At 66.5% G+C, this 26,734-nt stretch carries 27 protein-coding genes; 15 read left to right on the top strand and 12 right to left on the bottom strand.

Translation table 11 applies throughout. The annotated features are described in order from the left end of the window. Positions 1-46: 46 nt before the first annotated feature. Entirely contained in the window at positions 47-1,186 is a 1,140-nt protein-coding gene (locus M2299_RS06900; RefSeq protein WP_280884102.1) for a hypothetical protein, read from the top strand. Between the two features lie 131 nt (positions 1,187-1,317). Here M2299_RS06900 and M2299_RS06895 read toward each other — a convergent pair whose 3' ends face one another. Next, entirely contained in the window at positions 1,318-1,545 is a 228-nt protein-coding gene (locus M2299_RS06895; RefSeq protein ID WP_033832409.1) for a hypothetical protein, read from the bottom strand. 540 nt (positions 1,546-2,085) lie between these two features. Further along, positions 2,086-2,580, bottom strand: coding sequence for a MarR family winged helix-turn-helix transcriptional regulator (locus M2299_RS06890; RefSeq protein ID WP_049467584.1), 495 nt, complete (start codon positions 2,578-2,580; stop codon positions 2,086-2,088). 129 nt (positions 2,581-2,709) lie between these two features. On the opposite strand from M2299_RS06890, the gene hppD reads away from it, so the two are divergent. Next, complete coding sequence (gene hppD / locus M2299_RS06885) at positions 2,710-3,822, top strand: 4-hydroxyphenylpyruvate dioxygenase (RefSeq protein WP_170919610.1); 1,113 nt, start codon at positions 2,710-2,712, stop codon at positions 3,820-3,822. Positions 3,823-3,900: 78 nt separating this feature from the next. Continuing rightward, complete coding sequence (hmgA, locus tag M2299_RS06880; protein WP_280884101.1) at positions 3,901-5,199, top strand: homogentisate 1,2-dioxygenase; 1,299 nt, start codon at positions 3,901-3,903, stop codon at positions 5,197-5,199. 124 nt (positions 5,200-5,323) lie between these two features. Here the strand turns inward: hmgA and M2299_RS06875 are convergent, their stop codons facing one another. Continuing rightward, a complete protein-coding gene (locus M2299_RS06875; protein ID WP_280884100.1) occupies positions 5,324-5,860 on the bottom strand; it encodes a hypothetical protein in 537 nt (178 codons plus the stop codon). Between the two features lie 124 nt (positions 5,861-5,984). Between M2299_RS06875 and M2299_RS06870 the strand changes: the two genes are divergently transcribed. Together M2299_RS06870 and M2299_RS06865 are read left to right on the top strand one after the other, a co-directional pair. Next, positions 5,985-6,629 carry a hypothetical protein gene (locus M2299_RS06870; RefSeq protein ID WP_025874595.1) on the top strand — a complete coding sequence of 215 codons (645 nt, stop codon included), beginning with the start codon at positions 5,985-5,987 and terminating at the stop codon, positions 6,627-6,629. Between the two features lie 73 nt (positions 6,630-6,702). Beyond that, positions 6,703-7,662 carry a sodium:calcium antiporter gene (locus M2299_RS06865; RefSeq protein WP_280884099.1) on the top strand — a complete coding sequence of 320 codons (960 nt, stop codon included), beginning with the start codon at positions 6,703-6,705 and terminating at the stop codon, positions 7,660-7,662. A 108-nt stretch (positions 7,663-7,770) separates the two neighbouring features. Here the strand turns inward: M2299_RS06865 and M2299_RS06860 are convergent, their stop codons facing one another. From M2299_RS06860 to M2299_RS06825, 8 genes are all read right to left on the bottom strand, one after another. Then, positions 7,771-8,157, bottom strand: a complete 387-nt coding sequence (locus M2299_RS06860) for a Na+/H+ antiporter subunit G (protein ID WP_025874597.1) — start codon at positions 8,155-8,157, stop codon at positions 7,771-7,773. Further along, complete coding sequence (locus M2299_RS06855) at positions 8,154-8,438, bottom strand: K+/H+ antiporter subunit F (protein WP_025874598.1); 285 nt, start codon at positions 8,436-8,438, stop codon at positions 8,154-8,156. The genes M2299_RS06860 and M2299_RS06855 overlap by 4 nt, the downstream gene beginning before the upstream one ends. After that, positions 8,435-8,941: a Na+/H+ antiporter subunit E gene (locus M2299_RS06850; protein WP_280884098.1), complete on the bottom strand. Its 507-nt coding sequence runs from the start codon at positions 8,939-8,941 to the stop codon at positions 8,435-8,437. The genes M2299_RS06855 and M2299_RS06850 overlap by 4 nt, the downstream gene beginning before the upstream one ends. Next, complete coding sequence (locus M2299_RS06845) at positions 8,938-10,473, bottom strand: monovalent cation/H+ antiporter subunit D (RefSeq protein ID WP_088101786.1); 1,536 nt, start codon at positions 10,471-10,473, stop codon at positions 8,938-8,940. Before M2299_RS06845 ends, M2299_RS06850 begins: the two co-directional genes overlap by 4 nt. After that, complete coding sequence (locus M2299_RS06840) at positions 10,470-10,847, bottom strand: Na+/H+ antiporter subunit C (protein ID WP_025874601.1); 378 nt, start codon at positions 10,845-10,847, stop codon at positions 10,470-10,472. The genes M2299_RS06845 and M2299_RS06840 overlap by 4 nt, the downstream gene beginning before the upstream one ends. Then, positions 10,847-13,675, bottom strand: coding sequence for a monovalent cation/H+ antiporter subunit A (locus tag M2299_RS06835; protein ID WP_032976643.1), 2,829 nt, complete (start codon positions 13,673-13,675; stop codon positions 10,847-10,849). Before M2299_RS06835 ends, M2299_RS06840 begins: the two co-directional genes overlap by 1 nt. Before the next feature lie 332 nt (positions 13,676-14,007). Continuing rightward, on the bottom strand, positions 14,008-14,493 hold the full coding sequence (locus tag M2299_RS06830; protein WP_099785652.1) for an Mpo1-like protein: 486 nt from the start codon (positions 14,491-14,493) through the stop codon (positions 14,008-14,010). 277 nt (positions 14,494-14,770) lie between these two features. Next, a complete protein-coding gene (locus tag M2299_RS06825) occupies positions 14,771-15,697 on the bottom strand; it encodes a phosphoribosylaminoimidazolesuccinocarboxamide synthase (protein WP_049467558.1) in 927 nt (308 codons plus the stop codon). Between the two features lie 141 nt (positions 15,698-15,838). Between M2299_RS06825 and M2299_RS06820 the strand changes: the two genes are divergently transcribed. The 5 genes from M2299_RS06820 (at position 15,839) to yegS (ending at position 19,239) form a co-directional block, all read left to right on the top strand. Next, positions 15,839-16,168 (top strand): DnaJ domain-containing protein, encoded by a 330-nt coding sequence (locus M2299_RS06820; RefSeq protein ID WP_025874605.1) that lies wholly within the window; start codon positions 15,839-15,841, stop codon positions 16,166-16,168. A 57-nt stretch (positions 16,169-16,225) separates the two neighbouring features. Continuing rightward, positions 16,226-16,900, top strand: a complete 675-nt coding sequence (gene rpe, locus M2299_RS06815; RefSeq protein WP_025874606.1) for a ribulose-phosphate 3-epimerase — start codon at positions 16,226-16,228, stop codon at positions 16,898-16,900. A 57-nt stretch (positions 16,901-16,957) separates the two neighbouring features. Then, positions 16,958-17,437, top strand: coding sequence for a GNAT family N-acetyltransferase (locus M2299_RS06810; protein WP_099785650.1), 480 nt, complete (start codon positions 16,958-16,960; stop codon positions 17,435-17,437). 26 nt (positions 17,438-17,463) lie between these two features. After that, entirely contained in the window at positions 17,464-18,051 is a 588-nt protein-coding gene (locus M2299_RS06805) for a hypothetical protein (protein WP_280884097.1), read from the top strand. A 255-nt stretch (positions 18,052-18,306) separates the two neighbouring features. Continuing rightward, a complete protein-coding gene (gene yegS, locus M2299_RS06800) occupies positions 18,307-19,239 on the top strand; it encodes a lipid kinase YegS (protein ID WP_059065388.1) in 933 nt (310 codons plus the stop codon). A gap of 8 nt (positions 19,240-19,247) precedes the next feature. Here the strand turns inward: yegS and M2299_RS06795 are convergent, their stop codons facing one another. After that, positions 19,248-20,120 carry an ankyrin repeat domain-containing protein gene (locus M2299_RS06795; protein ID WP_280884096.1) on the bottom strand — a complete coding sequence of 291 codons (873 nt, stop codon included), beginning with the start codon at positions 20,118-20,120 and terminating at the stop codon, positions 19,248-19,250. A gap of 103 nt (positions 20,121-20,223) precedes the next feature. Here M2299_RS06795 and M2299_RS06790 point away from each other — a divergent pair, with 103 nt between their 5' ends. The 5 genes from M2299_RS06790 to trpD all read left to right on the top strand — a co-directional run bounded on the left by M2299_RS06790 (position 20,224) and on the right by trpD (position 26,712). Beyond that, positions 20,224-22,578 carry an XVIPCD domain-containing protein gene (locus M2299_RS06790; RefSeq protein ID WP_280884095.1) on the top strand — a complete coding sequence of 785 codons (2,355 nt, stop codon included), beginning with the start codon at positions 20,224-20,226 and terminating at the stop codon, positions 22,576-22,578. 176 nt (positions 22,579-22,754) lie between these two features. Beyond that, positions 22,755-24,230, top strand: a complete 1,476-nt coding sequence (gene trpE / locus M2299_RS06785) for an anthranilate synthase component I (protein ID WP_099785640.1) — start codon at positions 22,755-22,757, stop codon at positions 24,228-24,230. A gap of 67 nt (positions 24,231-24,297) precedes the next feature. Continuing rightward, positions 24,298-25,074, top strand: coding sequence for an SIMPL domain-containing protein (locus M2299_RS06780; RefSeq protein WP_033832400.1), 777 nt, complete (start codon positions 24,298-24,300; stop codon positions 25,072-25,074). Positions 25,075-25,076: 2 nt separating this feature from the next. Continuing rightward, the gene (locus M2299_RS06775) at positions 25,077-25,664 is read left to right on the top strand and encodes an aminodeoxychorismate/anthranilate synthase component II (protein ID WP_280884094.1); all 588 of its coding nucleotides are present in this window, start codon (positions 25,077-25,079) and stop codon (positions 25,662-25,664) included. Between the two features lie 16 nt (positions 25,665-25,680). Beyond that, positions 25,681-26,712 (top strand): anthranilate phosphoribosyltransferase, encoded by a 1,032-nt coding sequence (trpD, locus tag M2299_RS06770; RefSeq protein ID WP_280884093.1) that lies wholly within the window; start codon positions 25,681-25,683, stop codon positions 26,710-26,712. The last annotated feature ends 22 nt before the right edge of the window (positions 26,713-26,734 follow it).

The following is a 26,734-nucleotide window of genomic DNA, read 5'->3' as shown; positions in this document are numbered from 1 at the left end:
TAATGGCAAGGACCTCACTGCGCCACCCGGCGCGACCGGAGCGCCCATGCACAGCGACCACGCCGAACGCCTGCCCGAACCTGCCAGCCCGTTGGCCGAAGGAGAGGCACCCGATGGCGTGAGCCTGCCTGCGCAGGAAGCCCTGCTGGATGACGCCGGCACCGGCGACGACACGCTGGAGTTGGCACCGCCGCGGCATCGGCTGCCGCAGATCGCCCTGCCCGACAACGTGGTGCTGAAAGGCGCGGTGCAGAAGCTGGTGGAACAGAAGGCGCGGCTGGATCGACTCGCCGCCGAAGGACAGCTGCCCGGCCTGCTGCCGCCGGAATGGCACGGCAACGGCGTGCGTGCGATCGACCTGTCCAGTTTTGTGCAGGGCGTGCTGCCGTTCCTGCAGCCCGCTGAGCGTGGTGAAACCGCACCGGCCCGCCTGCCGGTGCGCCATGTGCTGGGCGACGACAGCCGCTGGGGCCTGGCCGACGTGCCCGAACCGAAGTCACTGGCCTGGTACCTGGCCAGCGATGACCGCGCCAACGCGGGCAGCAAGGATGTCGCCGAGGCTTATCTGGTCGGCGCGCTTGGCCTGGCCTGGATGCAGGAAGGGCGCAGCCGTCCCGGCTTCCTGCGTGCGATGGACCAGGACAGCCTGGCGGCCCGGGTGACCATGCTGGGCTACCCGCCGCCGAGCGAGCTGGCGTTGTACAGCGTGACCGCACACGGCCAGCCACAGATCTGGTGTGTGCATGGGCGGCGCAGGCTGCGTCCGCTGGTGGCGCCATGGCTGAGCGTGCCGCTGCTGACCGCCTATGGCGTGCCCGCACCGGTGGCGTGGCCGGGCAGCTTCCCGCCCGTCGAGGCCGTGGCCGAGGCGATTGCCGCCGCGCGTCCAGGCAAGCTGCTGCCGGAGGTGGATCTGGGCAGAGTGGTGGCGAAGATCGCCGAAGATGCCTCGTCCGAAGCGTGGCAGCCGGTCAGCCTGCTGCAGCTCAACACCTGGTCGCCGCGCTGGCCGTTCTTCCTGGGCACCTTCGTCGGCCTGCCGTCGCTGCTGCTGGTCACTGCCGCACTGGCGTTGCCCGGGGCGGTAGAAGCGGCCACTGTCGCCGCATCGCTGGGCTTTGCCGGTGGCGCCATCGGCGCGCTTGCGGTGCCGTGGATCCATGCGCGGCGCAAGCATCTGAGCTGATCGAGTGGGTCATCCACGCATGGCGTGGATCTACTGGGAAGCGCCATAGCGCACCCACATATGGTGCGGATCCATCCGTGTGCGTGATGCGGTAGATCCACGCCATGCGTGGATGCTCCTCCATCCGCCTCTCAGGGTTCGGCAATCACCCGCAACGCACTGGCATAGCCCTTGGCGAGACTGGTCAGGTCAAGCAGCCGGTTCAACGACAGCAGCAGGCCTGGCTGGCAGGCCTTCAGGCGATGATGCTCAAGCCAGGCCTCGGTGACGGTTTCCAGTGTGGCCAAGGCCTCATCGATGCGCTGCAGGTCGGCATCGCGGTCGATGGGCCCGGTGGTGGGGTGATGGGGGCGTGTCATGGCGAAGCTCCGTAGCGGGCCGCCGGGAAGGCGGCAGGCGATGCGTGGTTGAAAGACCGCTCAAACGCGAAAACGGTGGGCTCGAGGCCCCACGCACCGCCCGCCATAGGGCAGACCCGGCTGCAGAATGGCGCCCACCGTAAGATGGGCACCATGGCTGCAGCGTCGTTACGCGTTTGAGTGACGGGCTTTCAACCCCGGCAGCGGAGCGCCGCTGCGTTCCCACCCTCAGGCTTGTGCAGCCCGCCGTCCAATAGGCAATGCCACTCGATACGCGAATGTCGATACAGCCGCTCTGTCGGTCAGGACTCTACCGGCCCGATGCCGAAACATCAGGTGGTAAACGCGACATGTCGAGTCGAACCCGGCCGAAAGACCGTTCGTCGGCGGGCCATGAACACCGCGCGTTGCACGTCATCAATGGCCTGCGCCGGATCCCTCACAGCGCAGCCCGCGACATCATCCACGCCTGGCGTGGATCCATGTGTCGACCAAGGTCGACACCTACCAAGAGCGGCGGCGGGGGGCGCCGCCCCGGGGTCAGACCCCTTCGCCCATCCGCTCCAGGCCATCGCCGGCCAGGCGCAGGATCAGCTTCTCCAGCACCTGCTCCTCTTCCTCGCTCAGCACCGACATCAGCTTGCGGGTGATCTCGATCACCATCGGCGCGATCGTTTCGTATACCTCGAACCCCGCCGCCGACAGCGCCAACACCGAACGGCGGCGGTCATCGCCATGCGTCTCACGCTTGATGAAACCGCGCTCCAGCAGGCGGGCCACCGCGCGGCTGACCGCGACCTTGTCCATCGCCGTGCGGTCGGAGACCTCGCTGGCCGACGACCCGGGGTACAGCGCCAGGATGGTGATCACCCGCCACTCTGGAATGGCCAGGCCATAGCGGTCGCCGTACAGCTTGGCGATGTTGCCGCTGACCCGGTTGGACAGCACGCTCAGCCGGTACGGCAGGAACTGTTCCAGGTCGAGCAGGACGTGGGAGGCACGCAGGCGGGTGGAAACGGGATCGGCGGGGCTCATGTTGCGGTGCACCTTGCTGGTGGTTTCAAGTGTAACTATAAGTGTTGGGTCCGTACCCTGCATTCTCGCCGGGTCCAACCCCGCCCGCACCTGGTTTGTGCCGATGCGGCACCGATTCGGAGCCACGCCATGAATACCGCAGTCCCGTCCGCCTCGCATCCCAACCCCGGCATGCAGGTCACCACCTTCGAAAACCCGATGGGCATCGACGGCTTCGAGTTCGTCGAATTCGCCGCACCGGCCGGCCGTGGTGCCGAGCTGCACGAGTACTTCCGCAAGATGGGCTTCAGCGCGGTGCTCAAGCACAAGCAGCGTCCGATTACCGTCTATCGCCAGGGCGACGTCAACTTCCTGGTCAATGAAGACCCCGATTCGTTCGCCGCCGACTTCGCTGAAAAGCACGGCCCGTGCGCCTGCGGCTTCGCCATCCGCTTCAAGAAGCCGGGCGCGGAGGTCTACCAGACCGCGCTGGGCAACGGCGCCGAAGCCATCGCCTTCAAGCCGGAGAGCAAGGCGGTCAACGCCCCGGTCATCAAGGGCATCGGTGACTGCATGCTGTACCTGGTGGACCGCTACGGCGATGCCGGCAGCATCTTCGATGGCGACTACGAGCTGATCGCCGGCGCCGAGCTGCGCCCGAAGGGCTTCGGCCTGACCTTCATCGACCACCTGACCCACAACCTGTACTTCGGCAACATGCAGCAGTGGTCGGACTATTACGAGCGCCTGTTCAACTTCCGCGAGATCCGCTACTTCGACATCAAGGGCCTGAAGACCGGCCTGGTGTCCAAGGCGATGACCGCGCCGGATGGCATCGTGCGCATTCCGCTGAACGAATCGTCCGACCCGAAGAGCCAGATCAACGAGTACCTGGATGCGTACAAGGGCGAGGGCATCCAGCACATCGCCTGCTTCACCGAAAACATCTACGAAACGGTCGAAGCCATGCGCGCGCAGGGCGTGGATTTCCTCGACACGCCGGAGACCTACTTCGATGTGATCGACCAGCGCGTGCCGAACCACGGTGAGGACGTCGCCCGCCTGGCGAAGAACAAGATCCTGATCGATGCCGACCCGGAAACCCACCAGCGCAAGCTGCTGCAGATCTTCACCCAGAACTGCATCGGCCCGATCTTCTTCGAGATCATCCAGCGCAAGGGCAACGAAGGCTTCGGCGAAGGCAACTTCACCGCGCTGTTCGAGAGCATCGAACGCGACCAGATCCGCCGCGGCGTGCTGTAAGGTTTCCACAACGGCACCTTCTCCACCGGTAGCGCCGGGCCATGCCCGGCGGCTTTCCCCAGGCTTCCAGGAACCCCCATGTCTTCCTCCATCACCGCCCGCGGCTACCAGTCCGGTTTCGGCAACGAGTTCGCCAGCGAGGCCGTGCCCGGTGCGCTGCCCGTCGGCCAGAACTCGCCGCAGAAGGTGGCCCATGGCCTGTATGCCGAGCAGCTGACCGGTACCGCATTCACCGCACCGCGCGGCAGCAATCGCCGCAGCTGGCTGTACCGGATCCGTCCGGCGGTTACCCACGGTGAGTTCACTCCCTTCGCGCAATCGCAGCTGCAGTGCGATTTCAGTGCACAGCCGGCTTCGCCGAACCAGCTGCGCTGGAGCCCGCTGCCGCTGCCGGAACTGCCCACCGATTTCGTCGAAGGCCTGTACACGATGGGCGGCAACGGTTCGCCCGACGCGCATGCCGGTGTCGGCATCCATCTGTACGCGGCCAACCGTGACATGGTCGGCCGCTACTTCTACGACGCCGACGGCGAACTGCTGATCGTGCCGCAGCTGGGCAGCCTGCGCCTGCTGACCGAGCTGGGCGTGATCAAGATCGAACCGCAGCAGATCGCGGTGATTCCGCGCGGCGTGCGCTTCCGCGTCGAACTGCCGGATGGCCCGAGCCGCGGCTACATCTGCGAGAACTTCGGCGCACTGCTGAAGCTGCCCGACCTGGGCCCGATCGGTTCCAACGGCCTGGCCAATCCGCGCGATTTCGAGACCCCGCATGCCGCGTTCGAAGACGTCGACGGCGATTTCGAACTGATTGCCAAGTTCGACGGCCGCCTGTGGCGTGCGCCGATCAATCATTCGCCTCTGGACGTGGTCGCCTGGCACGGCAACTACGCGCCGTACCGCTATGATCTGCGCCGCTTCAACACCATCGGCTCGATCAGCCACGACCACCCGGATCCGTCGATCTTCCTGGTGCTGCACTCGCCCAGCGATACCCCGGGCACCAGCAACATGGACTTTGCGATCTTCCCGCCGCGCTGGCTGGTGGCGCAGAACACGTTCCGTCCGCCGTGGTTCCACCGCAACATCGCCAGCGAGTTCATGGGCCTGGTGCATGGTGCCTACGACGCCAAGGCCGAAGGCTTCGTGCCGGGCGGTGCGTCGCTGCACAACTGCATGAGCGGCCACGGTCCGGATGCCCCGACCTTCGACAAGGCCTCCAATGCGGACCTGTCCAAGCCGGATGTGATCAAGGACACCATGGCCTTCATGTTCGAGACCCGCGGGGTGATCCGCCCGACCGCGCAGGCGCTGGCAGCAAGCCACTGGCAGGGCGATTACCAGCAGTGCTGGAACGGCCTGCGCAACAATTTCCGTTGATCGTCTGCATCCACGCATGGCGTGGATCTACTGCACCACGCACACGGATGGATCCGCGCCATGTGCGGGTGCGCTATCGCGCTTCCCAGTAGATCCACGCCATGCGTGGATGCTGTTCACCGGTTCAGGCAATGGCCGTGAACGCGCTGCAATGCTCCACCGGCAGCGCCTCCATCAGCCGCTGCCGCACGCGCTGGCAGTATCCTTCCGAGGTCAGCGCCGGCAGCACCTGCAGCGCCGATTGCATCACCCGCAGTACCTCGCCTTCGGCACGCGCCTGCTGCAGGTCGCGGAACAGCGCCGCTGCGTTGGGATGCCGCTGCATCTCCAGGATTCCCAGCACATAGATGCGCGCGGCGACCAACGAGCGGCGGCGCTCGACCGGCGCCGCAGACGCTGGCGTGACTGACGGCGCCAGCGGAGCCGTCATCGCAACCGGCGCAGGTGGCGTGGAGGCGGGTGCGTCCGCAGCGGTCACCAGGTAGCCGCCCTGGATCAGCTGGATCACCATGACTGCCGCGTCCTGCCCAAGCAGTGCGGTCAGCTCGGCGATGCTGCGCTGGCCATCACACAGGATCAGCAGGCGTCGCTGGCGCATGTCCAGCGGTGCGCGGTGGGCCTGCAGCGCGGTTCGGGCGAGGTCGGTCTTGCGCGGTTGCATGGGGAGGACAGCCAAGTCGGTGCTCGCCCAGCCTGAATGAGGGCGATGAAACCGCGATGACAATGCAGCGCCTGCACGCCGGCTGCGGTAGCGTGCACCCACCCTGTGCCAAGGATCCGCACCGATGAAGCATCTCCCGATGGCCGGCCTGCTGCTGTTGTCGTTGGCCGCCTGCAACCGTAGTCCCGACACCGCCGCACCGGCAGCGCCGCCGGCGGCCACCGCACCGGCGAAGGATGCCTCCGTTCCCGCCGACGCCGACCTGGCCACCGCTTCGCCGGTGGATCCGCGCAGCGACAGCCCGGCACGCCTGGATGGCTTCGGCGGCGCCACGCTGGGCGCAGGCATCGCCGAGGTCCGCAGTGGCTTCGGCACCCCCTTGCAGGGTCTGGGTACCGACGCCACGGGCAAGCCGCTGCCTGCCGACGATGCCAATGAAGGCTGCTACTTCCTGCGCCCGCAGGGGGCCGAAGACCCGCGCCTGATGTTCGAGGCGCGCAAGCTGGTCCGCTACGACGTACGCAGCCCGTCCATCGTCGCTCCCGGTGGCGGCCGGGTCGGCATGACCTTGGGCGAGCTGCAGGTGCTCTATCCCGAGCGCGCCGACGTCGGTCCTGACAAGTACGACGACAAGGCCCAGCACCTGCGCGTGCGCCCGGCGCAGGACGGAGCGGCGATCATCGATTTCGCCCTCGGCGCTGACGGCAAGGTCGGCGCCTGGCGGGTCGGCAGGACCCCGCAGGTGGACTACGCCGAAGGCTGCGGCTGATCGGCCATCCTCGGCTCACCCGCCGCGGGTGGGCCGAGCGTAGAATCGCGCCACGACCGCTGGGGAGCGCCCGATGATCGCTATTGCCATTGCCTGGTTCCTGCTCGGCCTGCTGTTGCTGGCCCTGGGTGGGGACTCCATCGTCAAAGCCGTGTCCGGCCTGGCGCAGCGTTTCGGCGCCAGTGCATTCACCGCAGGCCTGCTGTTGCTGGGTATCACCACCTCGCTGCCGGAGCTGGCGGTCAACGCCCGCGCGCTGGTGGTGGGCCAGCCGGAGCTGGCCTTGGGCAATGCCGTCGGCAGCAGCGTGGTCAATCTCGGCCTGACCATGGCGGTGGCCGCGATGGTCGCGCCGTTGCTGCTGCGCGCGCGCCTGCAGGCCGTGCTGTGGTGGGGGCTGCTGGCCGCGGGCCTGCTGCTGATCGTGTTCGGGCTCGATGGCCGCCTGCTGCGCTGGGAGGCCGGCGTGCTGGTGGCCGGGTTCGTGGTGGTGCAGTTCCTGCTGCTGCGTCGCGGACGCCATGAGAGCGCCGAGGTACAGGCGATCATTGCCGAGTCAGCCCTGAGCCGCACCAGCCTGCCGTTGAACGTACTGCGCCTGCTGGTTGCCGCACTGGCGTTGTATTGGGGCGCGCGCCTGGTGGTCGGTGCCGCCGCTGATTTCGGCGCCGCGCTGGGCTGGACGCCGCTGCTGGTGGGTCTGCTGCCGGTGGCGATCGGCACTGCGTTGCCGGAGGTGGCGGCCGCGGTCGCGGCAGCACGCCGTGGTCACGGCGACATGGTGCTGGGCCACGTGCTCGGCTCCAGCGTGGTCAACCTGATGCTGGTGATCGGTGCGATGGGGCTGCTGCAGCCGCTGGCGTTGCCAGCCTCGTTCGTGCGCCTGGAACTGCCGGCGCTGCTGGCCTTCGCACTGGTGCTGTACCCGATGCTGCGCGGCGACCTGCGCATCAGCCGCATCGAAGGTGCGGTGCTGCTGGGCGCGTTCGTGGCCTGGCTGGGGCTGGAAATCGCGCTGGTCACACCGGTCTGAGGTAGTGCCGGCCGCTGCCCGGCAACTTCGGCGAACTCGCAGCCAGGCATGGCCTGGCTCTACTGGCGGTTATCCGGGGTCGTGCCGACCAACGGTCGGCACCCACCGTCAACGCGCGGTGGTTTCCTCTTCCCGCTCCGGTTCCGGCGGGGGCAGCTGCTCGTCTTCGGCACGCTCGTTGCCCGGCAGGCTGGGGCGCGTTTCCATCAGCAGCGACAGTGCGGCCTTGGCCATCAGGTGCGCGCTGATCGGTGCGGTGATGAACAGGAACACGGTGATCAGCAGCTCGCGCGGCTGCGGGTCCTGGCCCAGGAAGATGTGGTAGCACACCGAGCACACCAGCACGCAGCCCACGCCCAGCGTGCTGGCCTTGGTCGGTGCGTGCAGGCGCTTGAAGAAGGTGGACAGCTTCACCAGGCCCAGTGCGCCGACCAGGATGAAGAAGCAGCCGAACAGCAGCAGGATCGACAGCGCGATCTGGATGAAGGTGATCATTCGACGATGTCCCGGCGCAGCACGAACTTGCTCAGCACCACGGTGCTGCCGAAGCCGAGCATGGCGATGATCAGTGCCGCCTCGAAGTAGATCGCCGAATTGAGGTACATGCCGAACAGCATCAGCTCGGCGATGGCGGTCACCGACAGCGTATCCAGTGCAAGGATGCGGTCGGGCACGGTCGGCCCGCGCAGCAGGCGCCAGGTGGCCAGCAGCATGGCCAGGCCGACCACGTGCATGCACACCACCAGGGTGGTCTGGATGATCTGGAATCCAGTCATGGGAAGATCTCCATCAACGGGGCTTCATAACGGCGCTTGATCGTGTCGATCAGCTCCTGCGGGTCTTCCAGGTGCAGCACGTGCACCAGCAGGAATTTGCGGTCGTCGCTGAGGGCGGCCGACACCGTGCCGGGGGTCAGGGTGATCATGCTGGTCAGCGCGGCGATGCCGTGGATGTTGGCGATGTCCAGCGGCAGCCAGATGAAGCCAGGGTGGATGTTCTTTTCCGGGCCCAGCACCTGGATGGCCACGCGGATGTTGGACATCAGGATGTCCAACAGGGTCACGAACAGCAGCTTCGGCAGCGGCCGCAGGGTGCCGATGCGGGCGAACTCGCGGTCCAGGCGCGCGGCGAACAGCGGAATGACCACGCCCAGCAGCAGGCCCAGCAGGAACTGGCCAAGCGTGAAGCTGTCGGACATCAACAGCCAGAACACCACCACCATCACGCTCAGCGCGGGCGAGGGCAGCAGGCGGCGGATCGGGGAACGCTTGGCGGTCATGGCTGGCGGATCTCCGGCGTGGTCGCGCGCAGCTGCTGCACGTAGTCGCCCGGCTGCAGCAGCTGGGTGGCGATGGCGTCGGTGTGCTGCATCAGCGGGGCAGCGAACAAGGTCATGCCGATGCCGTACGCCAGCAGGATGCAGGCCGCAAACAGCTCCACACGACGCAGTGGTGCCTTGCGCGGTGGCGGTGCATCGGGATCGGGCAGCGGCACGCGCCAGAACAGGCGGATGCCGCCGCGGGTCAGGCCCATGATGACCAGCAGGCTGCTGACCAGCACTGCGGTCCATACCGCGCCGGTGTACTGCGCCGGCATGCCGGCCAACAGCGCGGCCTTGGCCAGGAAGCCGGACAGCGGCGGCAGGCCGGCCACCGACACCGCCGCAATCAGGAACAGCACGGCCGGGGTCTCCTTGCCGGGCATCGGTGCGATCACTTCCTTGCGGTCGCTGGCGCCGCCACGGCGGCGTCGGATCAGGTCGGCGACCAGGAACAGTGCGGCGGCGACGAAGCTGCTGTGCGGCAGGTAGTACAGGCCGGCCGACAGCACCTCAGGCGTGCCCACCGAGAAGGCGATGAACAACGTGGCCGCCGAGACGATCACCAGATACGAAATCAGCACGCGCAGGCGCGCGGCGGCCAACGCGCCCAGGCCACCCAGCACCAGCGACGCTACGCCGGCCCACAGCAGCCAGTCGCGGCCGTAGCCGGCCATCGCCCCCGCATCCTCGCCGAACCACAGCATCTGGATGCGCAGCACGGCATACAGGCCCACTTTGGTCATGATCGCAAACAGCGCCGCCACCGCCGCCGGCGCACGCGCATACGATTCGGGCAACCACAGGTACAGCGGCATCAGCGCGGCCTTGGCACAGAACACCAGCAGCAACAGGCCCATGGTCGCCTTCACCAGGGTCAGCTGCGCAGGCGGCACTTCGGCGATGCGCTGCGACAGCTCGGCCATGTTCAATGAACCCAGCGAGGCGTACAGCAGGCCCAGTGCGATCAGGAACAGGGTCGAGGCGGTGACGTTGAACACCACGTAGTGCAGGCCGATGCGCATGCGCAGGCCACGGCCGCCACTGAGCAGCAGGCCGTAAGAGGCGATCAGCATCACCTCGAAGAATACAAACAGGTTGAAGATGTCGCCGGTCAGGAAGGCGCCGTTGAGGCCGACCAGCTGGAACTGGAACAGCGCATGGAAGTGCGGTGCGCGCCGGTCCCAACCCGAACACGCATGCAGCAGGCAGGGGATGGCCAGCAGCAGGGTGGTCAGCAGCATCCACGCCGACAGCCGGTCGGCCACCAGTGCGATGCCCAGGCGCGACGGCCAGTCACCCAGCAGGTACACGCGGATGTCGCCGCCAGCGGTGTCGGCGAACAACAGGCCGACCACCACCGCCAGCGCGCCCAGTGCGGTCCACGCCACGGCGCGCTGCACCTTCGGCCCATAGCGGCGGTGTTCGACGAACAGCGACAGCGCAGCGCCGAGCAGCGGTACCAGGATCGGCAGGATCACCAGATGATTCATGCGCGGTCCTCGCCCCGGCGCGGCGGTGCATCGTCGTCCGGCTCGTGCGCGTCCACGTGGTCACTGTGGTTGTCGCTGCGGCTGCGCATGGCCAGCACGATGCTGACGGCGGTCATCGCAAAGGCAATGACGATGGCGGTCAGCACCAGCGCCTGTGGCAGCGGATCGGTGTAGTTGCCCAGGTGGCTCTCCACGCCTTCCTGCAGCACCGGCGCCTTGCCCTGCACCACGCGGCCACCGGCGAAGATCAGCAGGTTGGTGGCGTAGGACAGGAAGGTCATGCCGAGGATCACATCGAAGCTGCGCGCGCGCAGCAGCAGGTAGATGCCGATGGCGGTCAGCACGCCGATCGCAGAGGCCAGGGCCAGTTCCATCAGTGCATCTCCCCCGTTCGTGCCGAGCGGCGTTGCAGGTCGATCTCGCCCTTGCGCGCGGTGCGCGTCCGCGAGGGTTTGACGGTGGCCATCATCGACAGCATCAGCATCGCGCCACCGAACACCACCAGGTACACGCCGATATCAAAACCAATCGCGCTGGCCAGCGGTACATCGCCGATCAACGGCAGGTGCAGGTCCAGGTGGCCGCTGGTCAGGAACGGCACGCCGAACAGCATCGACGCGGCGCCACTGAGGATGGCGATCAGCAGGCCGGTGCCGATGCAGCGGATGTAATCGAAGCCGAAGCGTGACTCCACCGAGGCGGTGCCCTGGATCACGTACTGGATCAGCAGCGGCACCGCCAGCACCAGGCCGGCGATGAAGCCGCCGCCCGGCGCGTTGTGGCCGCGCAGGAACAGGAAGATGGAGACCGTCAGGGTCAGCGGGAACATGATCTGGGCCAGATCGGCCGGCACCGGCAGCTTGATCGGCGGACCGGGCATGATCTGCTCCGGCGCCATCCGCGTGCGACGCAGCAGTGCATGCACGACCAATGCGGCAATGCCGAACACGGTGATCTCGCCGAAGGTATCGAAGCCGCGGAAGTCGACCAGGATCACGTTGACCACGTTCTGGCCGTACGCCTCGGGCAGGGCGCGGGCAAGCAGCTCGCCGGCCATGGTGTTCGGCGGCAGGGTCATCGCGCTGTAGGCCAGCGCGCCCAGGCCGGCACCGGCCACGATCGCGATCAGCGCATCACGGCGCTTGCGCCAGCGCGGCCGCTCCGGGCCGGACTGTGCCGGCAGGTAGTTCATGCCCAGCAGCATCAGCACCAGGGTCACCATCTCCACCAGCAGCTGGGTCAGCGCCAGGTCCGGTGCGGACAGGAACACGAAGGTCAGCGCCACCATCAGGCCGACGCCGCCGACCAGCAGCACGGCCAGCAGGCGCTGCTTGTACATGCGCAGGGTCGCCACCGCGCAGGACATCATCACCAGCCACAACGCCCAGCCCAGCAGCGGTATCGGCTGCGGTCTGGTCCATTCCGGCGAGGCCGGGTTGGCGATGTAGGGCGCGGCGGCGACCACGATCGCCACCAGCACCAGGCCCAGCAGCATGCGCTGCAGGCTGCCGTTGGCGATGCCGGCGGTCAACCGCTGCGCACCGGCCGACAGCAGGTCCAGCTGGTGGTGGAAGACGTTGCGTCCGGGCGTGGTGTTGGTTACCGCGTGCAGATCGATCAGCTTGCGCAGGCCGAAGTAGAGGGCCACGCCACCGACCACGCCAGCGGCGCTCATCGCCAGCGGCAGGTTGAAGCCATGCCAGATCGACAGGTTGTACTCGGGCATCGCGCTGCCGAGGATCGAGGCGGCTGCAGCGTGCAGTACCGGGGCCACGGTCACGGCCGGGGCGATACCCACCGCCACGCAGATCACCACCAGGATTTCCACCGGTACCTTCATCCAGCGCGGCGGCTCGTGCGGCACGCGGTCCAGGCCATGCGGGCCCTTGCCGAAGAACGTGTCGTGCACGAAGCGCAGGCTGTAGGCCACGCCGAACACACCAGCCAGCAGCGCGGCGATCGACACCGCCGTGCGCATGGTGTCGGTGCCGCCCGCCGAGAGCGCTTCGGCGAACAGCATTTCCTTGGACAGGAAGCCGTTGAGCAGCGGGATGCCGGCCATCGCCAGCGAGGCGATGATCGCCAGCGCGCTGGTGAACGGCATCAGCCTGCGCAGGCCACCCAGCTTGCGCATGTCACGGGTGCCGGTCTCGTGGTCGATGATGCCGGCGGCCATGAACAGCGAGGCCTTGAAGGTGGCGTGGTTGATGATGTGGAACACGCCGGCGACCACCGCCATCGGCGTGGACAGGCCGAACAGCAGGGTGATCAGGCCCAGGTGCGAGATCGTCGAATAGGCCAGCAGGCCCTTCAGGTCATGCTGGAAGATCGCGTTCCAGGCACCGATCAGCAGGGTGATCGCACCGATGCCGCTGACCGTGTAGAAGAACAGATCGCTGCCGGCCAATGCCGGATGCAGGCGCGCCAGCAAGAAGACGCCCGCCTTCACCATGGTGGCCGAGTGCAGGTAGGCCGACACCGGGGTGGGGGCGGCCATCGCGTGCGGCAGCCAGAAGTGGAACGGGAACTGCGCGCTCTTGGTGAAGATGCCCGCCAGCACCAGGAACAGGGCATAGGGGTACAGCGCGCTGGCGCGGATCTGCTCGCCGGCGGCCAGCACCACGTCCAGGTCGAAGCTGCCGACGATGCGGCCGATCAGCAGCACGCCGGCCAGCAGCGCCAGGCCGCCGCCACCGGTGATCACCAGCGCCATCCGCGCGCCCTCGCGCGCGTCCTGGCGGTGCGACCAGAAACCGATCAGCAGGAACGAGCTGATGCTGGTCATTTCCCAGAAGACCATCAGCAGCAACAGGTTGCCCGACAGCACCATGCCCAGCATGGCGCCCATGAACAGCAACAGGTAGGTATAGAAGCGGTGCGCGTTGTCCTGGCTGCTGAGGTAATAGCGCGCATACAGCACCACCAGCGCGCCGATGCCCAGCACCAGCCCCGCGAACATCCAGGCCAGGCCATCCAGGCGCAGGGTGAAGTCCAGGCCGATCTGCGGCAGCCACGGAACCATCGTGCGCACCACCTGGCCATCAAGCACCGATGGGGTCAGCCAGGCGAGAATCGCCAGCCCGCCCAACGGCGCCAGCGCCGCCAGCCAGGCAGCAGTCGAGCGCGAACTACGGGGGAAGGCTGCGACAGCCACTGCCATGAGGAACGGCAGGGCCAGCAGCAGGGGCAGGCTGGGGAGCATGCAGGGAATCCATGATTCACGAGCAGGTCAGGGAGCATAACAGGCTGCCAAATGTCGCCGAAACCCATTGAACAGCGATCAATTGCATGTAACGTGCGCTGATTCATTTTTTCTGCGATGCAGCATGCCGCGCGGATGACCCATCAGGACCCGGTGGGCAGGTCCACCCTACGCCCACGCAGGGACAGCGCAGCCCCTGTCGCACAGGGACCGGCGCCGCTGGGCGGGGCAAGGTGAGGAGGTCACCGCGGCAGGCTGGCAGGCGCGCCGTGCAGTGTCGGTGACGGGATCTGCCCGTTCAGGAAACGAAGGCGTCGACGCGGCGACGCTGGTCAGTAGCGCCAGTCGAGCTTGCGATAGGCCTTGGCCATCACCCACGCCGGGCCGATCAGCAGGTAGGTCAGGTCGGTCAGGAAGCTGGGCTTGCGGCCTTCGAACTTGTGGCCGATGAACTGCGCGATCCAGGCGACGACGAATACGCCGATGGCCAGCGAGCGCAGGTTGTGCAGGCCGATTTCTGCTTCCAGCAGTCGGCACAGGCAGCCGAACACGAAGAACTGGATGAGCATGCCGATGCCCAGCGGACGCGACAGCTTGTTGTAGAAGCACCACGCGCTGAACATCGCGAACGCCGACCAGATGCCGTACTGGAACCAGGTGATCAGCGGCGGCACGCACCACAACAGGGCCACCACCGACCACAGGATCGCCGGCACCGCCACCACGTGGATGCGCTGGTTGATGGCATTGCGGTGGTCGTCGGAATAGCTGGCGAAATAGCGGTCGATCGGCCGCGCAAGCTCGGTGGTGGTCTGCATGCGGCCAGCATACCCCGGCCGGGGCCGGCAGTAGAGCCAGGCCATGCCTGGCTGCATGTTCGCGGGGTTGCCGGCCAGCGGCCGGCACTGCCAACCGCCAGTAGAGCCAGGCCATGCCTGGCTGCAGTTTCGCCGGGGTTGCCGGCCAGCGGCCGGCACTACCAACCGTCAGTAGAGCCAGGCCATGCCTGGCTGCAGGTTCGCGGGGTTGCTGGCCAGCGGCCGGCACTACCGCACTCAGAACGCCCCCGCCACGCGGGCCGGGGGCGCAGGGGGATCAGTCGACGCTGATCCCGGCCAGACGCTGCAGCGCCTCGGCGTACTTGGCGCGGGTGCGCTCGATGATCTCCGCCGGGATGCTCGGGCCCGGGGCGGTCTTGCCCCAGTCCAGCGTCTCCAGGTAGTCACGCACGAACTGCTTGTCGTAGCTCGGCGGGCTGGTGCCCACTTCGTACTCGTCGGCAGGCCAGTAGCGCGAGGAATCCGGCGTCAGCATCTCGTCCATGATGTACAGGCGACCGTCGGCGTCGGTACCGAACTCGAACTTGGTGTCGGCCAGGATGATGCCGTGCTCGCGTGCGTAATCGGCCGCGAACTTGTAGATGCGCAGCGTCGCGTCGCGCACCCGCTCGGCCATCTCCGCACCGACCGTCTTCACCATCGCGTCGAAGTCGATGTTCTCGTCATGGTCGCCAACGGCGGCCTTGGTCGAGGGCGTGAAGATCGGCTCGGGCAGCTGTTCGGCCTGGCGCAGGCCATCGGGCAGGTCGATGCCGCTGACCTTGCCGGTGCGCTGGTAGTCCTTCCAGCCGCTGCCGATCAGGTAGCCACGGGCGATGGCTTCCACCGGTACCGGCTTCAGCTTGCGGGTGACCACCGCACGCTTGGCGTACAGGGCCGCGTCCACGCCCTCGGGCAGCACGCTGGCCACATCGATGCCGGTCAGGTGGTTGGGCATCAGGTGCGCGGTCTTGGCGAACCAGAAGTTGGAGACCTGGCAGAGCATCTCGCCCTTGCCCGGGATCGGGTCGGGCAGGACCACATCGAACGCCGACAGGCGATCGGTGGCGACCATCAAGAGGTAGTCCCCCGGTGGGGTCCCGGCTGGCAGCCGCTCGCGCGGGATATCGAACACGTCACGCACCTTGCCGCGGTGGCGCAAGGGCAGGCCGGGGAGATCGGATTGCAACAGCGTGGTTGGCACGGGCACTCCTGGGGCTTCGTCGATACGGCTGCCCAACGGACCCGGCGGGCCCGCTGACCAGCGGGCGGCCTAGTGTAAAGCGGTCCGGGCCCGCTGTGACGTAAAATGAGCGTCCATTTCGTCGGCCGACCCCGGAGCGCCATGCGCTGGTACGGAAAACTGCTCGGATTCATCGCCGGCGCCCTGCTGTTCCGGCCCAATCCGCTGTTCGGCGCGGTGGTCGGCCTGTTGCTGGGGCATGCCTTCGACAGCGACTGGTTCCGCCTGAACAAGGAGAACCCGTACCGCGAGCTGGGGCTGACCTCCGAGGCCACCGATGCCGAGGTCGAGCGCGCCTACCGCAAGCTGATCTCCCAGTACCACCCCGACAAGCTGGGCGGCGCCGCCCCCGAGCTGCAGCAGCAGGCCGAGCAGAAGTCGCGGCGCATCAACGCCGCCTACGACCGAATCAAGACCCTGCGCAAGCGCTGACCCCATTGCCCCGCCTGCGGGCGGGAGACCCCTTTCCCCGTTCCGAAGGCCCCGGCCATGTCCAACTGCCTCATCGCTCCTTCCATCCTCTCGGCCAACTTCGCCCGCCTGGGCGAGGAAGTCGACAACGTCCTGGCCGCAGGTGCGGACTGGGTCCATTTCGATGTGATGGACAACCACTACGTGCCCAACCTGACCATCGGCCCGATGGTCTGCCAGGCGCTGCGCAAGCACGGCGTCACCGCGCCGATCGACGTGCACCTGATGGTCGAGCCGGTCGACCGCATCATCCCGGACTTCGCCGAGGCCGGTGCCACCTACATCAGCTTCCACCCGGAGGCCAGCCGCCACGTGCACCGCACCATCCAGCTGATCCGCTCGCTGGGCTGCAAGCCGGGCATCGTGCTCAACCCGGCCACCCCGGTGGACATCCTCGACTGGGTGCTGGACGACCTCGACCTGGTGCTGCTGATGTCGGTCAACCCGGGCTTCGGCGGCCAGGCCTTCATTCCGTCGGCCTTGGACAAGCTGCGCGTGGTGCGCCAGAAGATCGATGCCAGCGGCCGTGACATCCGCCTGGAGATCGATGGTGGCGTGAAGGCCGACAACATCGGCGAGATCGCCGCCGCTGGCGCCGACACGTTCGTCGCCGGCTCGGCCATCTTCAACGCCAAGACCAGCTACCAGGACGTGATCGCGCAGATGCGCGCCAACGTCGCTGCAGCGCGCTGACAAAAAGGGGACGGAGGGGATTAAGCTCGTTCAATTCCCTCCATTCCCTCTTCGCCCATGACACTGTTGAACATCCGCCCGGCCACCGTCACCGACGCCGGCCTGATCCTTCGGTTCATCCGCGAACTGGCGATCTACGAGAAGGCCGAGCAGTCGGTGCAGACCGATGAGATCGGCATCGCCGAAAGCCTGTTCGGCGCCGACGCCACCGCCCGCGCGCTGGTCTGCGAGGCGAACGGCGAAGCCATCGGCTACGCGGTGTATTTCTACAACTATTCCACTTGGCTGGGGCGCAAGGGCATCTACCTGGAAGACCTGTACGTGAGCCCGGAAAAACGCGGCTCCGGCGCGGGCAAAGCGCTGCTGAAGTACATCGCCCGCCAGGCGGTAGCTGAAGGTTGTGGTCGCTTCGAATGGTCAGTGCTGGACTGGAACACGCCGGCCATCGACTTCTACACCGCAGCCGGCGCCAGACCGCAGGACGAGTGGACGGTGTACCGGTTGGAAGGTGAGGCGCTGAAGGCATTCGCCGGGTAGGCCGAGTCCTGGCGACTGGTGTGCCGATGAAATACGCCATTGCCGCACTCCGCCAGCGGCTGCCGGCCTCGATTGCTGTCTGCAGGCAGGCGCTGGAGGCTGCCGGCGGTGACCTGTCACAGGCGCACGCCTTGGTGGTTGATCAGCTCGTGGCCGATTACGGGCACCGCACAGGGTTGGGGGTCGCCGAGGCCGCCATTGAGCTGCAGGCCGCTGGCCATGACGTGGAACGCGCCATGATGCTTTGGCGTCGCCGCCACCCATCACCGCCACCGCGGCCATTCGCGGCGCTTGAAAAGGGATGGGCGCTGGCAGCGGAGCTGGCTTCGGTGGACACCGGGTTGCGCTGCTTCGCCCATGTCATTCCTGGCGAACAAGACACCTACGAGCTGCGCATGATCACCCATGCCGCACGCTTCACCGAGACCGCCTATGGCTTCGACTACGACTACGCCATGCAGGACGCGCAGACGCGGGTGGGACGCAGGTTCGTAACCGGAATTCCGGCGCTCGACCTTCTGTTGCAGGAGTACGCAATTGATGAAGCGATGTTGTGCAGCATCAATGCCTTCGACAGCTGCCTCCTGCACGGTCCCATCGAGGCTTACCTGTAAGCCGATATGCAGCGCCGCGCAGCAAAAAAAAGGCCACGCCAAACACTGGCGTGGCCTTGCTGCATGCGTGGGAGGCTGATCCTGCCTCCATCCGTCGTCCCTGCTATGGCCTTCCATTCTCCCGGTGGCCGATGACACCTGCATGACATGCCGCGCGGGCGAGCCCAGCGCCCTGACCTGAACGGTGGCCGCTGCCTTTCACTGGCCCCGAACGCGCGGTTGCTAGCCTGTGCCGCCCTTCCCTGGAAGCACCGCATGAGCACCCCCCGCTGGCGCCTGATCCTCAACGGCAAGTCCGCAGGCAACGATGACCTGCGCGAGGCCGTGGGCCACTGGCGCGAACGCGGCGTGCAGCTGGAAGTGCGGGTGACCTGGGAAGACGGTGATGCCGAGCGCTATGTCGCCGAGGCCATCGACCACGGCGTGGACGTGATCGTGGCGGCCGGTGGCGACGGCACGCTGAGCGCGGTGGCCGAGACGCTGGCCCATCGCGACGAGCCGGCTGAGGCGCTGCCTTCGCTGGCGCTGGTACCGATGGGTACCGCCAACGATTTCGCCACCGCTGCGGGCATTCCGGTGGAGCCGCAGGAGGCCTTCGCACTGGTTGCCAGCGGCCACCCACGCCCCATGGATCTGCTGCGCGTCGATGCCGACGGCAAGCCATGGTGGTGCGCCAACCTCGCCAGCGGTGGCTTCGGCACCCAGGTCACGGTGGAAACCGATGCCGGCTTGAAGAAGATGCTCGGCGGCCTGGCCTATGTCATCACCGGTATCGCCAAGCTCGGCCGCATCGAACCCATCACCGCACGCCTGAGCGGGCCGGACTTCCAGTGGGAAGGTGGGTTCATCGCGCTGGGTATCGGCAACGGCCGTCAAGCCGGTGGCGGCCAGCAGCTGTGCCCCCAGGCACTGATCGATGACGGCCTGCTGGACGTCACCGTGGTGCCGGAGCTGGAGGGTGAAGTCGCAGCCACCCTTGGGCAGATGCTGACCGGCGGCAAGGAGGCGGCGCTGGAACGTGTCGCCACGCGCGCGCAGCTGCCGTGGCTGCAGATCGACGCACCGCAGCCGTTGACGTTGAACCTGGACGGCGAACCGGTGCAGGCACGCCGCTTCCGCATCGACTGCGTGGCGGGCAGGGTGCGGATGCATCTGCCGGATGACTGCGTGCTGCTTTCCGGCAGCTGAGACAGGAATCAGAGCAGCGGAATGTCTTCTTCCTTGCTCGGGAATTTGAAGGCCTCGCGCTTCCTGCGGATGTGTTCGGGCATCGGCGGGCGGGGGATGTTGCGCTCAGCCAGCCATTGCTGGCACTTCTTCTGCCACGGCAGGTTGTCGGGCGTGGTGATTTCCCAGTAGATGTCTTCGACCATCAATTGCCGAGCAGATTTGCCCGAACTTTCCGATACGTGCTCGGGAATGGTGGGGTCTGCGCCGTGCTCCAGCAACCAGTAGGCGTAGTCGAATCCGCCTCTTCCCGTGTACCAGCTCAGAACAGTGTCGTCTCCCAGGCTTCTGCGGTTGGATCCATTCACGTCTGCGCCGTGATTGACCAGGGTCTGGACATTCTTCCACTGGTTCCCGCTGATGAAGGCTTGGAAGAGAAGCGTTTCATTGTTGACGTTTCGTGTGTTGGGATCTCCACCGTGCTTCAGCAGCAATTCCAGGAACCGAGGGTCGTCCATCTTTGCTGCGTAGACCATGGCGTTGTCGAACCTGATCAGTTCTCCGTGCATCTGTTTCGATTCACGCGCATTGGGGTCTGCTCCGACATCGAGCAGTGCTTTGAGTCCCTCGATGTTGCGGGTCCGCAGCGGCCATGCAATCAGAGGGATTCCATCCCGCGTTGAAAACGCTTTGTCCGGGTTGACGCCTTCTTCCTTTACGAGGTGGTGTATAGCATTGGCGTCGCCGTCTTCAGCAGCGATGGCGAGTCGTAACGCAGCACCCTCGAAATAGTTTTCGGCATCATGTGCAGACGTTCCAGAGCACCCCATCACAAGCAGAAGTGTGATCCATGCCGCGCTTGCGAGGAATTTTGTCGTCATATTGTGAAGAATGACGGTCATGTTTTTCCTATCGATTCGCTGATGAGGTGACACTAGCAAAAGGTTCTGGTAATCCATAGGTGCTGCGAAACAGGCGGCACTTCAAAGTGCAATGGAGCTTGCCATGAGTGGTTCGGAGAACGAGACGCGTGCGCGCGCAGTCAACGAGCAGAATCTTCTCGTACAGAAGTTGCGCGAAAGTGGGAATGAAGAAGAGGCCGAGCGCCTGCAGGAAACCTACCATGCGCGTGAAATGGCGGGACTGGCTGCTGACGTGTATAAGTCGGCGAAGCACGAGGGAGAGCCCCCGGTAGGATGGACGCGCGCAAGTAGTGATCCCGACGCACTCCGTAAGGCCGGTATCAACATCTCGGACGCCGAACTCAAGGAAATGCTTCAGCCGAGGAGGTCGGGGTTCCGTGCTGAAATCTACATCCCGGACAAGCGCGTCTTTGGCGAGGATGCGAAACCTGTCGTGGTCTACAAGGGATCTACGGGTGAGATTGTTGACCCTCTGGCGCCCGATGGAAAACGTGAATCCGGCGGCGAGGATTTCCTCAACAACGGCCAGCAGGGCATCGGCATGCGCAGCGATTACTACGATCGCGCGATGGAACTTGCCGTAGCCATGAACAGACGCCTGCCCGGTGGCTTCGAAATCGCCGGTCACTCCCTCGGTGGCGGCATGGCATCCGCCGCGTCCGCAGTCACCGGCGCACGTGCCACCACGTTCAACGCCGCCGGCCTGCATCCGGCCACCCCGGCGCGTTTCGCCAAGGACAACGGCCTGCCGACCTTCGATACGCAGCAGACCGTGCACACCTACCAGACCACCGGTGAAGTGCTGAACGATGTGCAGAACGGCATGCACCGCCTGAGCGAGCAGCAGCGTCGTGGCTACGGCGTGCTTGCCAACGAGCTGGGCATGGTGCTGAAGGATCCGGCCATGCAGAAGGTCGTCGGTGAAAAGCTGCGCGAGATGCTGCCCCCGGGGGCGCAGACCTCCGCCGCACAGTTCATCGAACAACTGGCGAGCCAACCGGGCCAGCAGGCGCTGCGCGATATTCCGCTCGCGGCAGGGCGCCTGGAATTGTTGCTTGATCCCAAGACCCGCGATGCGCAAGGGGCGCTCGTCGATCGCCCGCACGTGGCGCCGCCCAGCCAGGTGGCGGAACTGGCGGGGCCGTTGTCCACTGTGCTGCACGCCACGGCCTACGGCATGCGTAGCGGTCGCCTGGCCGGCGAGCAGGTCGAGCGGGCGGGCGCTGCCACTGCCCAGGTGCTGGACAGAACGGGCGATGGCGTCGAGCGCGTGCTGAAGACCGAGGGCATGGTCATCGGCCAGGTAGTGAACATGGGTTCGGCCAGCCTGCAGTTGGGTACCCGGGCGACGAGCACGGTGGTTGCTTCGGGGCGCGAACTGACCGGAAGCATCGAATCCACCCTGCACCGCGTCGAATCGCAGACCCGCTCCCATGGCCTCTCCGCACTATCGTGGGTCGCTGGCCGGGTGGGCGCGGACAACGTCGCCGGCAGGCTTGCCAGGCAGGCCGAAGACGTCCGTGACCACGGCGAGCAACATGCGCAGCATGCGACGAAGCAGGCCCTTGCCGATGCCGCAGGCACGCGCGCGGCGGGCGAGCGCGTGGCCGCCGCCATCAACCACGACGGCCAATGGGTCGCTGGCAAGCTGCAGAACGGGTTCGCCACCGCCGGCGCCCATGTTGACCGCGGCTATGACCTGGTGGCCTCCCATGTGAAGGGCATTACCGACAAGGCGCCGATCACCCTGTCCGCGGTAGGTGGTGCTGCGGTGGGCATCGGGGCTGCTGCTGCGACCCACTTGCCGACCGGCAACCTGGCGTTGGACGCAGCGAAGCTGCACAACCTCGACAAGTCCGAACGCGTCATCCGCGGAATGATGCCGGCCTTCAGTGAGGCGACCGCCCGCCATGGCATGGATCCGACGGTCATCCCCAGCCTGGACTCGGAACTGATCAAGCAGGAGGCCGCCGCCCGGAAACTGGTCGAGCGGCCCCCGCACGTCCAGCCTGCCGCCGAACCCTCGGCGCAGGCGATCGGCATCGACCATCCCTCCCATGCCGGCAACCCCCTGTTTGTGGGTGCCCAGACCGGGGTCCACGCGCTGGACCGCGCCCACAACCGGGTGCCTGACCTGCAGAGCGACCAGCTCGCCGGCGCACTGGCCGTGCAGGCCAGGCGCGAGGGGCTGGAGTCCATTTCCCACGTGGTGCTCAGCGACGACCACAGCCGCGCCTTCGCGGTGGATACGCCCGACCTGAACGCCGCGCACCGTCGCCATGCCCACGTCGAAGTGGCGGCGGGCATGGCCCAGCCGTTGAGCGCGAGCACCGCCCAGATGGACGCGATCAATGCCACTCGCGAGCAGGCGCAGGGGGTGTCGCTGGCCCAGCAGCAGGTGCACGAGACCCAGGAACAGGCACGGCGGATGGGCTAGGGCGGCGCAAACCGCCCGTCGCCAAAGGGTTTCCCTGCGGCCAAAGCTGCGATACAGTCATTGGGTGTCCAGCCTGACGACCCCGCATACCCTTTCTTCCGCACGCCGTTGGTGGCGATGGTGGCCTGTTGCCGTCGTCCGTCCCCATAACGCTGTGTCCCGGAAGGAAAGTCGTCTTGATCTCGCACGCTCAGTTTCAGCAGCAGGCCGCTGAAGGCCACACCCATATTCCCGTTGTCCGCGAAGTGCTGTCCGACCTGGACACGCCGCTTTCGGTCTATCTGAAGCTCGCCGACGGCCCCAATACCTACCTGTTTGAATCCGTCGAAGGCGGCGAGCGCTTTGGTCGTTACTCGATCATCGGCCTGCCGGCACGTCGCGTGTACGCCTTCCACGGCCACACCCTGACGGTGCGCGAGGACGGCCAGGTGGTGGAAACCCGCGAGGTGGCCGATCCGTTTGCCGAGGTCGAGGCGCTGCGCAGTGCTCACTCGGTGCCGAAGCTGGAAGGCCTGCCGGGCTTCACCGGTGGCCTGGTCGGCTGGTTCGGGTTCGAGTGCATCGGCTACATCGAGCCGCGCCTGGCATCGCCGGCCGGCCGCGACGAACTGGGCACTCCGGACATCCTGCTGCTGCACTCCGATGAGCTGGCGGTGTTCGACAACCTGAAGGGCCGGCTGTACCTGATCGTGCACGCCGACCCGCGCCAAGCGGGCGCCTTCGAGCAGGCGCAGGCGCGCCTGGACGCATTGGCGGCCAGGCTGCGCGCGCCGGGTGCCGGCTATCCGGCACCACTCACCAGCGACGTGCTGGACGAGTCCGATTTCGTTTCCGGTTTCACCCGCGAAGGCTTCGTCGATGCAGTCCAGCGCAGCAAGGAGTACATCCGTGCCGGCGACATCTTCCAGGTGGTGCTCAGCCAGCGCCTGAGCGTGCCGTTCAAGGCACGCCCGGTGGATGTGTACCGCGCGCTGCGGGCACTGAATCCCTCGCCCTATATGTACTTCCTCGATGTCGGCGACCTGCAGGTGGTCGGCTCCTCGCCGGAAATCCTGGTGCGTCTGCAGGACGGTGAAGTGACCGTGCGCCCGATCGCCGGCACCCGCCCGCGCGGCGCCACGCCGGAACTGGACCAGGCGCTGGAAGTCGAGCTGCTGGCCGATCCGAAGGAACGCGCCGAGCACCTGATGCTGATCGACCTGGGCCGCAACGACGCCGGCCGCGTGTCCAAAGCCGGTACCGTGGAAGTGGGCGAGCAGTTCGTGATCGAACGCTACAGCCACGTCATGCACATCGTCAGCGAAGTGACCGGGCAGCTGCAGCCGGGCCTGAGCTACGCCGATGTGCTGCGCGCCACCTTCCCGGCCGGTACGGTCAGCGGTGCGCCGAAGATCCGCGCGCTGGAAGTGATCCGCGAACTGGAACCGATCAAGCGCAATGTCTACGCCGGCAGCATCGGTTACATCGGCTGGCACGGCGATGCCGATACCGCGATCGCGATCCGCACCGCCGTGATCAAGGACGGCCGCCTGTACGTGCAGGCCGGCGCCGGCATCGTCTACGACTCGGACCCGGACAAGGAATGGGACGAGACGATGAACAAGGGCCGCGCGCTGTTCCGCGCCGTCGCCCAGGCCGCCAAGGGCCTGTGAGTTCCGCCGTGCTGTGGCCTGCGCCGCAGCACCTCTCGCTGTTTCCGTTCAAGACAAGGAGTACCGCATGAAGCTGCTGAGCGCATTGCTGTGGTCGTCGCTGCTGGCCACGATGGCCCCGTCTGCCTGGGCGCAGGCCAACACCATTCCCTCGCAGCCGCACCTGCTGGTGAAGGGCGAGGGCGCGCGAACGGTGATGCCGGACCGGTTCACCGTCGAACTGCTGGTCAAATCCACCGATCTTCAGCCGGATACAGCGCGCTCGCGCGTGCAGGGCAATGTCGATGCGGTGCTGGGTGCGTTCAAGCGCAACCATGCACTTCCGGCAAGCGTGGTGGCGGACAACCTGACCATCCAGCCGGACTACCGCTACAGCGTGCAGGGCAAGCAGGAATACTTGGGGACACGGGTGAGCCGGCGCCTGAAAGGCAGCTTCGGCACCACCGGCGACCTGCAGGCCTTCCTGCGCGCGGTCGATGCCAGCGATGACCTGCAGATCAGCAGCATGCGGCCTGGCTACTCGAAGGAAGCCGCACTGCGTGGCGAACTCAAGGCCGAAGCGGCAACGCAGACACGCGCCTCCGCCAAGCACCTTGCCACGGCCTATGGCGCGCGCATCACCGGCCTCTACAGCATCTCCGACGTGGCCCCGAACTTCGCCTACGGCGTGCAGGCAGGCAACTGGCCCCGCAGCGGTGACATGGTCACACCGCCCAGCCCGCCGGCTCCTGCACAGACTAGCATCGAGACAACCGGCTCGCGCGCGCGCGAATCCATCGAAGCCGGCCCCATCACCTACACCGAAAACGTGTACGCCATTTTCCTGATAAGCGACGGAACCTGACCATGTTGTGGATGATCGACAACTACGACAGCTTCACCTACAACCTCGTGCAGTACCTGCAGATGCTGGGTGCCGAAGTGAAGGTGGTGCGCAACGATGCGATGAGCGTGGACGAGATCGCCGCGCAGAACCCCGAACGCATCGTCATCTCGCCCGGCCCGTGCACGCCCAACGAAGCGGGCGTGTCGCTGGAGCTGATCCAGCGCCTGGGGCCGACCACGCCGATCCTCGGCGTGTGCCTGGGCCACCAGGGCATCGGCCAGGTCTACGGCGGCACGGTCATCCGTGCCGGCAACATCATGCACGGCAAGACCTCGCCGATCCGCCATGAGGGCAAGGGCGTATTCGCCGGCCTGCCGGACGGTTACCAGGCCACCCGCTACCACTCGCTGGTGGTGGACAAGAACAGCCTGCCCGATGCGCTGGAAGTGACTGCGTGGACCGAGAACGAGGATGGCTCGATCGAAGAGATCATGGGCCTGCGCCACCGCCAGTTCCCGGTGGAGGGCGTGCAGTTCCATCCCGAATCGATCCTCACCGAGCATGGTCACGCGCTGCTGCGCAATTTCCTGCAGCGCCCGGCTGCCTGATCCAAGGAGTATTCCGATGAGCTTCTCCCCCCAGGAAGCCCTGCAACGCACCATCGAACACCGCGAGATCTTCTTCGACGAAATGGTCGACCTGATGCGGCAGATCATGCGCGGCGATGTCTCGCCGATGATGACCGCCGCCATCCTCACCGGCCTGCGCGTGAAGAAGGAAACCATCGACGAGATCGCCGCTGCGGCGACGGTGATGCGCGAATTCGCGCTGGCCGTGCCGGTCGCCGATACCACCCACCTGGTCGACATCGTCGGCACCGGTGGCGATGGCTCGCATACGTTCAACATCTCCACCTGCGCGATGTTCGTTGCTGCTGCCGCCGGCGCGCGCGTAGCCAAGCATGGCAACCGCAGCGTGTCGTCCAAGTCCGGCAGCGCTGATGCGGTCGAGGCATTGGGCGCGGCGATCGAGCTGCAGCCGGCGCAGGTGGCGGCGGCCATCGAACAGACCGGCATCGGTTTCATGTTCGCGCCGATCCACCATCCGTCGATGAAGGTGGTGGCGCCGGTGCGTCGCGAGATGGGCGTGCGCACCATCTTCAACATCCTCGGGCCGCTGACCAACCCGGCCAGCGCACCGTCGGTGCTGATGGGCGTGTTCCATCCCGACCTGGTGGGCATCCAGGCGCGCGTGCTGCGCGAGCTGGGTACCGAGCGTGCGATGGTGGTCTGGGGCCGCGACAACATGGACGAGATCTCGCTTGGCGCCGGCACCCTGGTGGGTGAGCTGCGCGACGGAAAGGTGCGCGAGTACGAGATCCATCCGGAAGACTTCGGCATCACCATGTCGGCCAGCCGCAACCTGCGCGTGGACGGCCCGGAGCAATCCATTGCCATGCTGCGCGCGGTGCTCGACAACGAGCCGGGCCCGGCGCTGGACATCGTCGCCCTGAATGCGGGCGCAGCGTTGTACGTGGCCGGCGTAGCCAGCGATATCGGCGACGGCCTGGCCCGCGCCCGCGCGGTCATCGCCGATGGCAGCGCCCGTGCCCGCCTGCAGCAGTATGTCGATACCACCCGCGCGCTGGTTGCCTGAGCGCGCGGTTCAGCCTGACCCA

The sequence above is a fragment of the Stenotrophomonas sp. 1278 genome (assembly GCF_029892765.1).
Classification (GTDB): Bacteria; Pseudomonadota; Gammaproteobacteria; order Xanthomonadales; family Xanthomonadaceae; genus Stenotrophomonas; species Stenotrophomonas indicatrix.
Note: the sequence above shows the minus strand (reverse complement) of the source record. Positions and strands in the feature narration are given on the sequence as shown.

Coding starts and splice junctions, on each gene's coding strand:
- M2299_RS06900 (WP_280884102.1), top strand. CDS start 47: ATGCACAGCGACCACGCCGAACGCCTGCCCGAACCTGCCAGCCCGTTG.
- M2299_RS06895 (WP_033832409.1), bottom strand. CDS start 1,545: ATGACACGCCCCCATCACCCCACCACCGGGCCCATCGACCGCGATGCC.
- M2299_RS06890 (WP_049467584.1), bottom strand. CDS start 2,580: ATGAGCCCCGCCGATCCCGTTTCCACCCGCCTGCGTGCCTCCCACGTC.
- hppD (WP_170919610.1), top strand. CDS start 2,710: ATGAATACCGCAGTCCCGTCCGCCTCGCATCCCAACCCCGGCATGCAG.
- hmgA (WP_280884101.1), top strand. CDS start 3,901: ATGTCTTCCTCCATCACCGCCCGCGGCTACCAGTCCGGTTTCGGCAAC.
- M2299_RS06875 (WP_280884100.1), bottom strand. CDS start 5,860: ATGCAACCGCGCAAGACCGACCTCGCCCGAACCGCGCTGCAGGCCCAC.
- M2299_RS06870 (WP_025874595.1), top strand. CDS start 5,985: ATGAAGCATCTCCCGATGGCCGGCCTGCTGCTGTTGTCGTTGGCCGCC.
- M2299_RS06865 (WP_280884099.1), top strand. CDS start 6,703: ATGATCGCTATTGCCATTGCCTGGTTCCTGCTCGGCCTGCTGTTGCTG.
- M2299_RS06860 (WP_025874597.1), bottom strand. CDS start 8,157: ATGATCACCTTCATCCAGATCGCGCTGTCGATCCTGCTGCTGTTCGGC.
- M2299_RS06855 (WP_025874598.1), bottom strand. CDS start 8,438: ATGACTGGATTCCAGATCATCCAGACCACCCTGGTGGTGTGCATGCAC.
- M2299_RS06850 (WP_280884098.1), bottom strand. CDS start 8,941: ATGACCGCCAAGCGTTCCCCGATCCGCCGCCTGCTGCCCTCGCCCGCG.
- M2299_RS06845 (WP_088101786.1), bottom strand. CDS start 10,473: ATGAATCATCTGGTGATCCTGCCGATCCTGGTACCGCTGCTCGGCGCT.
- M2299_RS06840 (WP_025874601.1), bottom strand. CDS start 10,847: ATGGAACTGGCCCTGGCCTCTGCGATCGGCGTGCTGACCGCCATCGGC.
- M2299_RS06835 (WP_032976643.1), bottom strand. CDS start 13,675: ATGCTCCCCAGCCTGCCCCTGCTGCTGGCCCTGCCGTTCCTCATGGCA.
- M2299_RS06830 (WP_099785652.1), bottom strand. CDS start 14,493: ATGCAGACCACCACCGAGCTTGCGCGGCCGATCGACCGCTATTTCGCC.
- M2299_RS06820 (WP_025874605.1), top strand. CDS start 15,839: ATGCGCTGGTACGGAAAACTGCTCGGATTCATCGCCGGCGCCCTGCTG.
- rpe (WP_025874606.1), top strand. CDS start 16,226: ATGTCCAACTGCCTCATCGCTCCTTCCATCCTCTCGGCCAACTTCGCC.
- M2299_RS06810 (WP_099785650.1), top strand. CDS start 16,958: ATGACACTGTTGAACATCCGCCCGGCCACCGTCACCGACGCCGGCCTG.
- M2299_RS06805 (WP_280884097.1), top strand. CDS start 17,464: ATGAAATACGCCATTGCCGCACTCCGCCAGCGGCTGCCGGCCTCGATT.
- yegS (WP_059065388.1), top strand. CDS start 18,307: ATGAGCACCCCCCGCTGGCGCCTGATCCTCAACGGCAAGTCCGCAGGC.
- M2299_RS06795 (WP_280884096.1), bottom strand. CDS start 20,120: ATGACCGTCATTCTTCACAATATGACGACAAAATTCCTCGCAAGCGCG.
- M2299_RS06790 (WP_280884095.1), top strand. CDS start 20,224: ATGAGTGGTTCGGAGAACGAGACGCGTGCGCGCGCAGTCAACGAGCAG.
- M2299_RS06780 (WP_033832400.1), top strand. CDS start 24,298: ATGAAGCTGCTGAGCGCATTGCTGTGGTCGTCGCTGCTGGCCACGATG.
- M2299_RS06775 (WP_280884094.1), top strand. CDS start 25,077: ATGTTGTGGATGATCGACAACTACGACAGCTTCACCTACAACCTCGTG.
- trpD (WP_280884093.1), top strand. CDS start 25,681: ATGAGCTTCTCCCCCCAGGAAGCCCTGCAACGCACCATCGAACACCGC.